Source organism: Ignavibacteria bacterium, from assembly GCA_015709655.1.
Taxonomy (GTDB): Bacteria; Bacteroidota; Ignavibacteria; order Kapaibacteriales; family Kapaibacteriaceae; genus OLB6.
On the sequence record CP054181.1, the window covers coordinates 757,016 to 769,832 of the forward strand.

Sequence of the window (12,817 nt, forward strand, 5' to 3'; positions counted from 1 at the left end):
ATCAGGGCTGATTGTGTGCTGTTCTTGTAAAAGTAATGTTTTCGATATTCTGAACAACGTTGCGTACACTTTGTTCGGCATACGACATCACTGTCCGGGGTGCCATGCCAATCCATATCATCACAATGGTAAGCGGCACAAGCTGCCAGTATTCCAGACGCGTAAGGTCACGCAGATGATGGTTTGCCGGATTGTTGTTCTTCCCGTACATCAGTCGCTTGAACAACCACAGCAGATAGCAGGCGGCAAAAATCACGCCGCTGGTTGCAGCAATTGCATAGGCCCAGTTATTCAGGAACGGACTGCGGAACGAGCCAAGAAGTGTAAGATATTCGCCAACGAAGCCGTTCAGACCGGGTAAACCGATTGAACCAAACATGGCAATGGTGAACAATACCGCAAAACGGGGCATCACGCTGGTAACTCCGCCGTAGTCAGCAATTTCGCGGGTGTGACGTCGCTCGTACAGCACACCAATGCAGATAAAGAGTGCGCCGGTGGTAATACCATGGTTTACCATCTGAATCACAGCCCCCTGAACACCTTCAACAGTTAAGCTAAAGATTCCCAGAACAACAAAGCCCATGTGACTTACCGAGCTGTACGCAATCAGCCGCTTCATATCGGTCTGCACCATTGCAACAAGGGCTCCGTAGATAATGCCAACAACGGCCAAAACACTCAGGGCACTGGCAAGAGCCACCGAGGTTTGCGGGAACAGTTCCAGGTTAAACCGAATTAAACCATAGGCACCAAGCTTGAGCAGCAGGCTGGCAAGCACAACAGAGCCGGCTGTTGGTGCCTGTGTATGGGCATCCGGCAGCCAGGTGTGCACCGGAAATAGTGGCACCTTGATAAAAAAGCTCAGCGCAAAAGCCAGGAAAAGCCAGAACTGAATGTTGGACGGGATGTTCGGTGCTACTGACCGGAGCTTTATCAGGTCAGCAGTAAACCCTATCCCCTGTGCTTCGGCGGCAAAGCCAAGCCAGATGATGGCGATAAGCATCAGCAGCGATCCAACCAGCGTATAGATAAAGAATTTCACCGAGGCGTAAATGCGCTCGTTGCCTCCCCAAATTCCAATGATGAGTGCCATCGGGATCAGGATCAGCTCCCAGAACACATAGAACAGGAAGGTGTCTAGAGCAACAAAAACACCGGTCATCGCAAACTGCAGCATGAGCATGAGGACGTTAAATTCCTTCACCCGCTGGGTTATTCCTTTCCAGCCGGCAAGCAATGCAATGGGCATGATAAAGGTTGTTAGCAGAACCATCAAAAGATTCGTTCCGTCTAACCCGATTCGGAACCCGGTATCCAATGCGGCTATCCAGGGAACATCAACAACAAACTGCATCTGGTGCGATGCTGAGTTAAACTCCGGAAGCAGAAGTGCAGATATGCCAAGCGTACATAACGAAATAAGCAGCGTTACTACACGGATGGCGCGCTCCTGGTTGCGCCCAATAAATAAAACTGCCGCCGCACCAATCAGCGGAGCAAAGAGAGTTAAAAGAAGTGCTGTTACACCCATACGCATTCAGGCCCGGTAGTCCAAATTAGTGCTGAAAAAGCGGTGCAATATAGCACCCAGCAACCGGAACCTGACTTTTGTTGTGTGATATCGGCTGATGGACGGTGCAAAAGTATGCTGGCAGGCTGCAACAGTTTGGCTAACAAATGGCACAGGCAGCGCTGAGATCGTTTATTGGGTTGACATGTTTCCGTAATTTGGCAGACCAGAAAGGTTGGTTTATGACGTCAATTCACACTCCTGAACAGTTAGACCATTTTAAATCCATACTTCGCTCAGCGCGGCGTGGCCTGGTATCAAGTCCGAACCCCGGTGAGTTTGCCGCCCTTCACACCGAAACCGTCGAGGCAGCCACGCTGTGTAAGGACAGTAAGGTAAAAACTGAGCTGTGTACCGTCATTGCCGAGTATTACCATACGATAGCCGAGCATGATTTGGTGTTGCTGTGGCTGGACAAAGCCTCGATGGCGGCTGACGGCAATGCCAGCGCAGTAGCGTGGGTTGCCTATACGCGGGCAAGTATCCAGATGCGCAACGGACAGTATCAGGAAGCTCTGGAGACAGTGAACAGTTTTAACCGTGCGCACCTTGAAACCAACGTCCGCATGGCTGCCCGTTTTGTTATGCTGCATGCCGGACTTCTTGCTTCGCTGGGCCATCCCGACGAAGCCGAGGGAAAATACCTCAAGGCTATCGAGCTGTACGAGCAGTTAGAATCACCCAGCGGCATGGCAACCGCCTACTACAACTATGCAGAGCTTTGCCTGCAGCTGGACAACGAGCTCACGGCCCATGAAATGCTGGTAAAAGCCTACGAGATTGAATCCCGGATGAATAATTTTTCCGGACTGGCAACCACCACGGGTCACCTTGCCCTGTTGTTCGCCAAACGAGGTGAAACCGGAGAGTGTTTACAGAAATACGAAGAGTCTAAACTGTACGCTGCAATGGCAAACATTCCCATGGTGATTGCCGTTGTAAAGGTTAATGCCATCGAGATTTTTGAGACACTCCGAAACTTCCCTGCTGCCGACGCCTGCCTTGCCGATGCTCAGGCGTATTTGGAGCAACATCCGTTTCCGGTTTGTGAAGGGGCTTTGGCAAACGCCAAGGGCAAGATGTATGCACGCCACGGCGATTTTGCTGCAGCAGAAATGTACATGCATCAGGCGCTACGCATTTCAATGGAGCAAAAGAACAAACTCAACACGGGGCTAAGCCACCTGGAATTGGGCAGGTTGTATTCAGGTACCGGAAAACACGATACTGCAATTTCGCACCTGAACAAGGCCGTGAACATGCTTGCCGATGCGAAGGCATATATCCACACCTTTCTTGCCGTAAACGCTCTGAGCTCTGCTTACGCAGCAACCGGCGACTATAAAAATGCTTACGAAGCTGCATCACAGTGGCTGGTGTCGTTCGGTCGCGTTTTTGGCGAGCGCACCATTAAACGGCTGCGTCAGATGCATGCCCGGTTTACCCATCAGCGTGAGAACCAGGCCGATGAAATTCACCGGCTCCGCAATATCGAACTCAACGAAATCAACAATAAGCTGATTGCGGCAAATAGCAAACTCACCGAGCTTGCGGCTGAAAAAGATGACCTGATCGCAATTGCCGCTCATGACCTGCGTAATCCGCTGGCCGATATGAATGCGTTGCTAAAAACACTGATCGCCCGGTATGACTCGATTGATAAAGATGCGCTGGTTGATGAACTCAGCGAGCTGCAGCTTACCGTAAACCGGATGGGGACGATCGTACATTCGTTTATGGAACTGAAACCACAGGGACCGTACCCGGCAATTGGTGTTACTAAGATGGATCTGCAGATGGTTTCGAAAAATGCCGTACAACGGAGTCGAGGCCGCGCCGACAGAAAGGGAATAACGATTGAACACAGTGTACCGGCCGAAACGGTATGGGCGGTAGGCGATCCGTCGGTTACGGACGCAGTTCTGGACAATCTTATCTCGAACGCCATTAAGTATTCACCACCACACAGCACCATATCCGTAGAAGTGATTGCACCGGTAACCGTAAAGGCCAGCACGTTTCCGGACAAGGGTGGTAAGCGACTGGCCTCGGTACGGGTAAAGGATCAGGGACCGGGAATTAGCAAACAGGAGCAGCCGCTGTTGTTTACAAAGTACACCCAGCTCTCGGCCCGACCCACCGCTGGCGAACACAGTATGGGTGTTGGGCTGTACCTTTCCAAACGAATGGCGGAACGCATGAATGCCACCATCATCTTCGAGCCGGAGTATTCCGATGGCGCTTCGTTCCTGTTCAGTCTGCCAGTTTCACTGGACTAATACACTGTTTGATGCTCATTGTTGAACACCGCTCCACCCATTCTGCAGAAATCCCGACGACGGTTGGCATATTACAGCGCAGGTTGTATCTTGGTCGTATACGTAGGCTACCGTACAACATACTTTAGGTAATGGACACCATTGAGTCAAGCTGGCTGACTGCAGAGCAGCGCACAATTATTAACAACGCCGAAACCGAACTCTCGGTTTCAGGCTGCGGTGCCGGTCTCACCGAAGCCAGAGGTCGTGTTATTGCCTTGTTTGAGTCAACCACTGACCACTATGTTCAAACATTCATTGCCATAGCCCTTACCCAGCACTACCAGCTGCACTCAATGATGGAAGCGTCAGAACAATGGCTGGAAAATGCGCGAAGGTCTGCCGCTGCTGATCGTTTTTTACATGCCTGGGTAGTGTGCACGCATGCAACCATGCTGATGAATTTGCATAAGCCCCTGGAAGCTCTCGACGTACTCGAATCGATTAACGCCAAAGAGTACGAAACTCATCGTAGTCTTTTCGTCCGCATCATCAATATCAAAGCTAAAATTCTGGACAATGCCGGGAGGTCGCTGGAAGCTGATGAAACATACCTTCTGGCCATCGGAGCTTCGGAAGAAATTGGCAGGAACAAGCTGAACTTTATGGTGTATCATGGCTATGCTGACTTCTGCTACCGCCATGAGGAGTATGGTACTGCACTGGAATACCTGATAAAAGCGTTTAATAGCGCCGTTGAGATTAATTTTAATATGGGGCAGTCGCAAACCATGGCACGGCAGGCGTTGGTGCATGCCAGAATTGGTGAAGCAGATACCGCCATAAAAAAGTACAACCATGCACTGTCACTTGCCTGGGCTGGCAACGTACCCGGAGCTACATCGTTTGTACTGGCTACGGGTTTGGAAATGTATGATGTGCTGTGTAACATGGAGGAACTGAAACGAACCCTGCAGCAGGCCAACGAACACCTTCAAATCCATCCCTCTGAATCATACCGTGGTGCAGTGCAGGGTTTCCAGGCAATCGTGCTGGCCGATTCAAAGGATTACACCGGCGCTGAAGCATATTTCCACAAAGCAATCATCGCTTACAAGGAAAGCAAGTACATCGTTGGGTATGGTTCCTGGCTGAGCAAACTGGGTATCATGCTTGCTGAAAAGCATGATTATCAGCGTGCAATCAGCGTGCTCTACGAAGCACGGGAATGCATGGCACCGTACTTTGTTACCAGTATCATGACCCAGACGATACAGATGCTTGCCAAATCCCTTGTGGCAAATCATGCACCACTGGCCGAAATCAAACAGCTCCTGATATGGTCAAACGCATATTCCCGACGGTACTCAGACTTTGTTAAAAATCATATCACGCTAATTACACAGCTCCGGCATAACGAACAAAGAAAAAACCAGGAAGAAATTTTCCAGCTCCGGCATATCGAGTTGAAGGAAACCAACGAGAGGCTTACCGCTGTTGTAAATGACTTAACCCAGCTTACCGCCGAGAAGGATGAAATGCTGTCGATTGCAACCCACGACCTGCAAAACCCACTGGCAAGCCTGCGTTCAATGCTGAGCTTCATGACCACACGAACTGCCGGTATCCCAGGCAACACCGACGTGCTGGAAGATATTCAGGCAATGGGAAATATCGTGAACCGTATGGAAGGTATCGTACGAACATTCCTGGACTTCGGACGGAAACTGGGGCAAACACCGGCACTACTGATCGACACAAATGATGTTGCCACGTTGGTTCGCAAGGCAACAGATCGGCACACCGCCCTCATCAAATCAAAAGAACATACGATTACGACCAATATTCACGGTGACACCTGGGCGATTGGCAACGTAACACTGTTTAATGCTATTGTTGACAACCTGATTTCGAATGCAGTAAAACATAGTCCGCCAGGCGGGACAATTTCCATTTCGGTACAACACACACCAACGGAGTCTGTCCGGGATTCAGATAGCCCGGATGACCCCGGGTCACAGTGGATTGACGTGGTTATCGCTGATCAGGGACCGGGCATTCCAGCCAACGAAGCATCCATGCTTTTTACCAGGCAGAATAATACGCCGGGAACACTGACCGCTGAACATTCAGGCTCCGGTCTGAGCTTGTACCTAAGCCAGCGCATGGCTGCACGGATGATGTCGAAACTTGAATACAAACCATCGATACCACACGGTGCTACATTTACCCTGCGCATGAAACCTGCAATTCTGAGTTAATGGTATATAACCAACAACCGGACAGAGCATTCAATAACGCCATGAGAAAACGTAACACCACCAACAATCATCGTTATCGGCCGGTACAATGCTCCTGAACACGTTAACATGTCTTATCCCGGAGCAGAAGGGCATTGTGAAGGGTTTGCTCAACGAGCTGCAGTCAACAAACAGTTTCGACGAATTGAAGCATACGCGATATCGGTTAACGGGAATTTTCGATCAGACGGATTCCCTGCCGTTAAAAACTGTCCTGGCTGCAGCCCTTGGCCACCACTATGGAATCTATGCGTTGTACACTGATGCTGATACCTGGCTGCATCGTGCCGGAGATCTTGCGGAAGGAAGCCCGGAACTTGAGGGCTACGTTGGAATCCTGAAGGCTACCGCGCTGATGAACAGACGTCAGCCATACAAGGCAATGCAGATACTTGACGACTTCATTCGCACCCACTTGCCTGCTGCCAAACAGTTTGAGTGTGCCGCACTTAGTGCCAAAGCCGGACTGCTGAGTCTGACGGGTAGTCCGGATGAAGCCAACGAAACCTACCTGAAGGCAATCGAGACATCAGAAGCACGAAACAACGAATACGAGTTACTCACTGCCTACCACGGCTATGCCCATTTTTGTTACCGTCACGAAGAATATCAAACTGCTGTTGACTACCTGCAGAAAACATACGCATTGGCAGCCAAGCTGGAGATTACCGAAATTCAATGCCAGACGATGGTACGGTTAGCCGAAGTGTATGCAAAACAAGGCAAGGCCGATCTTGCCCGCATGAAATTTGGCATCGCCTACGCCGATACAAACACCAGGACCGCACCGATGAACAGGGCATTCGTTCTGATGACGGGGCTGGAGGTGTTCCTGGAATTGGAAGACTATGGCATGATACAGCAGCTTGTCCTGGAAATGGAACAGCACCTAACTCTCTACCCGGCACCAGACCAGGAATGCAACCTTAAAGGATTTCAGGCAATCCTGCTGGCCCGTGCCAATAGTTTTCAGCGGGCTGAACAGCTTTTTCGAGATGCAATCGCGTACAATACCAATAACTTCTACCCCTCAGGGCTGGGATCATGGCTGTACCAGTTGGGTGTGATGTACCTGAAACAAAAACAATACAGTGATGCAGTCAAGGTTCTGGATCAGGCTAAGGAACACCTTGCAACAGCATACATTAACTCGCTGGTGATCAAGTCGGTCGAAGCTTTGGCCGATGCTCTGACAGGAGCTGGAGCCGCCCCGAAGCAAATGGAACAGTTGCTTGTGTGGACAAACAGCTATTCAACACAATATGCAAATTTTGTAAAAAAACATATTTCCAATATTAACCGGCTCCGACAGAATGAACAAACCCGAAGTCGTGAAGAGATATTTCAGTTGCGCGAGGTTGACCTCAGAGATACCAACGAAAAACTCACGTTAGCGGTTAACGAACTCACTGCCCTTGCTACTGATAAAGACGAAATGCTTGCCATTGCGGCCAGTGACATACGCAGTCCGCTTACAAAGCTGAACACCATGCTGCATACGCTTGCCAACACCATGGCTGATATTCCTGAGTATGCTGACCAGGTACAAGATGTTCACTCCATGCTGGACCTTGTCCACGGAATGGAGACAATCGCCGGCACCTTCCTGAATTATAGTGCCACGCTTGCTACGTCACAAACCCTGGAAAACGATACAATCGACGTTGCGGCACTCATCGTCAAGGTTGTTGGCCGCAGCGCTTCGCTTCTGAAGCAGAAGAATCTGTCCATCACGAAAACGATTCCCAAAACCTGCAAAGCTTTTGGCAATGCCACACTCTTTACTGCCATTGCCGACAACCTGCTGTCCAACGCCATTAAACATAGTCCCCACTCCGGAACCATTACCGTGTCACTGGCTATTTCGGCTACCACAGACACCACGGAGGAAGCCTCTCCGCCGGCTGCCGGAACCCGGCATCAGCCGCCAACAGTTGTTCTGCTCACGATTACGGATCAGGGGACAGGAATCCCGGCAAGTGAAGTAAGCAATTTATTTACTAAGTATGGACGTGTTTCAACAACGCCAACGGGTGGTGAGTCAAGTACTGGCCTGGGGCTGTACCTGAGTCAGAAAATGGCAGCCAGAATGAAGGCTCACCTCTCCTACAAACCGGCTGAACCAACGGGATCGTCTTTTGTGCTGACAATGCTGGCTGCACAATAAAAAATGATATATTGGAACCGGATTGAAAAGGTTGGGGCTGACGTTTTACGTATCATGTTTTAATATGCACCGTGCCGTTTATACCGTTACGACAATAGGTTTTTTCTATGCAACAAAACCCAACGAATGAGTTTACCGCTGAGCAGTTGGAATTAACTGGCAGCCTGATCACAGAGCAAGATCCTGAGGCACTTGAGCAGATCCGGTGTAGGATCATCGCAATGGTTCAGCACAGCAGCAGCAAGTGGTTACAAACGAATCTTTCAATCAAGCTGGGACAGCATTTCCTGACTCATGCGTTATACAACGAGTCAGAGTTCTGGTATGCGCAATCCTGGACCTACGCTACGGGGAATGAGGAACTTAGGGAAACCGTAGCACTTGCTGAGGCCGCCGCTCTCATGAACAGACGACTGCCCTTTCGGGCGCTTGAGATGCTGGATAACTACCTGAGCACAGCCACCTCCGACTCGCATAATCAAAATCCTGAACTCCTGGTGATTAGGGCATCGCTCCTTGACAGTACTAACCAACTTCTGGAAGCCAACGAAGCCTATCTGAAAGCAATCGAGGTGTGCGAGGCTGCCGGTGACACGTTGATGTTGTTCCAGACGTTTCATGCTTATGCTCACTTTTGCTACCAGAGCGATGAATTACAGACCGCCAGGCACTACCTGGAAGAAATATGCAGACTGGCCACCGAACCAAATCTGGACTGGCTGGTTTGTCAGGCCAAGGCTCAGCTTGCCGAGATATATGCCAAGCTCGGGGATGCAGACCTGGCCCGTACAACGTTCAACGAAGCCCGGCAGCTCTCTTATTCTATTCCCCCGCTGCTACGGGGGTTCGTTCTGACAGTCGGCATGGAGATGAACGTGGTGCTTCGTGACTTTGATGCAGTCCAGCAACTGATTATTGAAACAGAACAGTACATTGCTCAATACCCGTCACCCAACCTTGAAGGGAACCTGAAAGGATTTAAAGCCTTCGTTCTTGCCCATCACAAAGATTACCGGCAAGCCGAGTCATATTTCACAATGGCAATTGCATACAACAAGGAAAACTCCTATCATAATGTTGCGGGAATGTGGCAGCATCAACTTGGCCTAATGTACCTGGAAGCAGGGCTGTTTCAGGATGCTGCCGTCATCCTTGATGAGGCACGTGAAAACCTGTCAACATCATTTACGTTCGATACCGTAGCGAATGTAGTTGAAGGCCTTGCAACGGCAATGGAGGGCGCACAAACTCCTGGATGGCAAATGGAAAGGGTGCTGGGATGGATGTCAGAGTATTATGTTCGCTATACTGGTTTTATTAAAAAACATATTTCTCACATTAACCTGTTACGACAACACGAGCAGATTCGAAGTGAGGAAGAAATTTTCCAGCTACGGCACGGTGAGATTAAAGATGCAAACAATAGACTCACGGCCGCAGTTAACGAATTAACTGCTCTTGCTGCCGATAAGGACGAGATGCTTGCCATTGCAACACGTGATCTGCAGCATCCTCTGGCAAACCTTGAAACCATACTGCATACACTTGCCGATGCCATCCGCACAAAGCCGGAGTTTGCCGATCAGCTGGATGATGTTCATGTCATGATGGACGTGGTTCGCCGGATGGATAACATCGTGAGTACGTTCCTTGATTTTGGAAGAACACTGGAACAGTCACAAGCACTTGTTAACGATACGGTAGATATTTCACTGTTGATTTCCGAGACTATCAGCCGCAGTACCTCACTGTTGCAGCAAAAAAAACTGTCAGTTATCCAACACGTTCCAAAACACTGTACGGTTTTGGGCAATGCCACACTCTTTAATGCCATAGCCGACAACCTGCTGTCCAACGCCGTTAAACATAGTCCGAACTCCGGAACCATTACCGTTTCTGTTGTGCATACCCATCCGGCGGGCATTCAGAACAAACCTCACAAACCACGTGGCCGTCAGTCACGGTCCGGACACGACGCCGTTGTACTTTCCATCACCGACCAGGGGACAGGTATTCCGCCAAACGAGGTAGTGAATTTGTTTACTAAATATGGTCGGCTTTCAACTACGCCAACGGGTGGTGAGCCGAGTACGGGGCTGGGGTTGTATCTGAGTCAGAAAATGGCTGCACGAATGAAGGCCGTTATCTCGTATGCTCCGGCAGAACCTCATGGTGCTATGTTTCTGCTAACCATGCAGCCGGCCTAACCCAATATGTCATAGTTTTGTTTACTTCTGAACGTTATTTGTTCATCTACCCCTGAGTTCCGGATGCGTTTTTTTCATTTCTCCGTTGCTGTTCTGGCTCTCTGCGCTGTTACTGGCACTACGTCGGCGCAAAAACTGGTTGCTGACTGGACGTGGCTGTCGCCCCGGCCAACCGGACTAACCCTTTCATCAGTTGCTGCAATATCCGGCACTGGCACTGGCACCGGCACTGGCTTCATCGTTGCAGGCCAGGGCAACCTGTTGGCTGTTGGCAGTAGTGAAAACAGTGACTGGACAGAGCTGCCGACCTCCGAAAACGTAGTTAGCTGCGCGTCTGCAAACACCACTGTATGGTTTGTTACCGGCACCGGCTCAGTGCTAACGTCCACAAATGGCGTTGATTTTTCGGCTGTCAGCCTTCCCGAGTCGGCACAAGCTATCTGCGTGGCTGCCCGGGACAATGTGGTTGCCATTGGCTGCACGCTTGGCAGGGTTGCCATAAGCGATAACGGTGGAGCATCGTTTACGGTTCACAAGCTGTTAACCGACGGCAATTGTATCGACCTGGCAGTTGATGCTTACGGTAAAGTACTTGCGCTTACCCCCGCCGGCGACGTGTTTGCCCTGTACGGAGCGGCAGAGCCGGTTCGGTATGCGCCGGCGTTCACTGGTACCTTTACAAGTTTGTGCATAACTGCAAACGGAACGCTCTTGGTTGGTTCCGAACAAAAGGGTGTGTTCCGCCGCGCTCCCAACGATCAGTTCTGGGTATTCTCTACCCTTGATGTGCCGGGCACAGTTACTGATTTATGCGTTGATGCCAATGATACTGTTTACGCTGCATTAAAAAGCGGTGAGATACTGCACTCTGCCAACGATGGCGTCACCTTCACAACCAATACAACGGTTGCACCCCTTACCATTCTGCACATGACGCCGCTGTACAACGGCGGCATGGTTGCCGTTGGGACGGCTGGCTGCGTGATGGTTCGGAAAAATGCAAACTCAGGCTGGCAGCAGCATACCACACGGTCAGCCTTTCACGCCACTGCCTTCCTGCCCTCCTCCAACAGTAGTTTGCTGTTTGGCTGCACCGACGGCAGCCTGTTCAGAGCTGACCGGAACGGTACAACCACAAAACTTCCCTTTCACGCAAACGGAGCTGTAAGGGGGCTCAGTACCGGCGGAGGTTCCGTTATCTGGATGCTAACCGATCACGTGTTCGATAACCTGTTTACGTCGTCCGATAGCGGTGCAACGTGGACGCAGCATCTGAGTACCGATGGACAAACCACGTCGTCCTTTCGGCTGTTCAAAGCCGTGAGCCCAACGTGCCTGTACGCTGTCCGCCTGGGCACAATCCAAAAGTCTGCTGATTCGGGTAAAACCTGGACGGCCGTTCCGGTTGTCATCAATGGTGAAACCAGGAATATTGGAACACCGGTGGAGTTTGTTTCAGAGAATGTTGTATGGGCGGTAGATTACAGTAGTAACGATCTATACTATACAAGCAATGGTGGAGTTACGTGGACGACGGTACCTCATTCGTCGATGGGAACACCACATTTTATTGCTGCAAACAGTGCCGGTGCTGTTGTTACCGGCACGTCGGTATCGTTTAACGTTTCAACCAATAACGGCCAAACCTGGACGCGCACTCCCGAAACGGCACGTCCGTTTGATATTGCCGTAGCCTCGGACAGTGGAGCCTTTGCCATTTTATCGGCTAACGTGCTGTACGTACGCTACCGTGATGATGCAACATGGACAGCATTTCCGCTGCCGGGCGGCACCGACTACGCTTCGTATGGCTCCGACAAGTGTCTGACATTCATTGACAACCACACCATTGCGGTTTCGATTGGTCCGGGAACGGTTGCGGCTGTCCGCCTTCGCGTTGTTTCGGGCATCGCCGAAAACCAAAGCCCCCTTCCCCCAAAGGAGCGCATTGTTCGGTCTGACCAGATGAATATTTCCGGTGGTATTACAAACGGTGTCATCGGGGTTTACGACGTAAACATTTTTAACATAGGTGGTATGGTGGCCGGCACTGCAAGCCTTACCGTGTCACCTAATGCCGGAGTGCTTAGTGGCATCGGTGGTCTGGCTAAAGGCCTCTACGTTTTCAGATCTGCTAACGACGGCAACACGCTGCAGCAACCGGCAGTTTCCGGCTACTTTATCGTTTGGTAAACCGGGTAGTATCGTACCGTTCCACATACCTTGATAAAAACAGCAAACCCTGCCTAAGCAGGGTTCACTGTGACCTCAGTTCGCACAACCACGAGTGCGTCGTACCGTGCCTGCTCTCC

General features: G+C 50.6%; 6 protein-coding genes. 5 read left to right on the top strand and 1 reads right to left on the bottom strand.

Annotated elements, in window-relative coordinates:
* Position 1: 1 nt before the first annotated feature.
* On the bottom strand, positions 2-1,534 hold the full coding sequence (locus HRU79_03145; GenBank protein ID QOJ27252.1) for an NADH-quinone oxidoreductase subunit M: 1,533 nt from the start codon (positions 1,532-1,534) through the stop codon (positions 2-4).
* Between the two features lie 221 nt (positions 1,535-1,755).
* Here HRU79_03145 and HRU79_03150 point away from each other — a divergent pair, with 221 nt between their 5' ends.
* From HRU79_03150 to HRU79_03170, 5 genes are all read left to right on the top strand, one after another.
* On the top strand, positions 1,756-3,852 hold the full coding sequence (locus HRU79_03150) for a tetratricopeptide repeat-containing sensor histidine kinase (protein ID QOJ25698.1): 2,097 nt from the start codon (positions 1,756-1,758) through the stop codon (positions 3,850-3,852).
* Between the two features lie 131 nt (positions 3,853-3,983).
* Complete coding sequence (locus HRU79_03155; protein QOJ25699.1) at positions 3,984-6,092, top strand: hypothetical protein; 2,109 nt, start codon at positions 3,984-3,986, stop codon at positions 6,090-6,092.
* 88 nt (positions 6,093-6,180) lie between these two features.
* Positions 6,181-8,298 carry a tetratricopeptide repeat-containing sensor histidine kinase gene (locus tag HRU79_03160; protein ID QOJ25700.1) on the top strand — a complete coding sequence of 706 codons (2,118 nt, stop codon included), beginning with the start codon at positions 6,181-6,183 and terminating at the stop codon, positions 8,296-8,298.
* A 107-nt stretch (positions 8,299-8,405) separates the two neighbouring features.
* On the top strand, positions 8,406-10,505 hold the full coding sequence (locus tag HRU79_03165; GenBank protein QOJ25701.1) for a hypothetical protein: 2,100 nt from the start codon (positions 8,406-8,408) through the stop codon (positions 10,503-10,505).
* A 63-nt stretch (positions 10,506-10,568) separates the two neighbouring features.
* Positions 10,569-12,698: a hypothetical protein gene (locus HRU79_03170; GenBank protein ID QOJ25702.1), complete on the top strand. Its 2,130-nt coding sequence runs from the start codon at positions 10,569-10,571 to the stop codon at positions 12,696-12,698.
* Positions 12,699-12,817 lie beyond the last annotated feature (119 nt).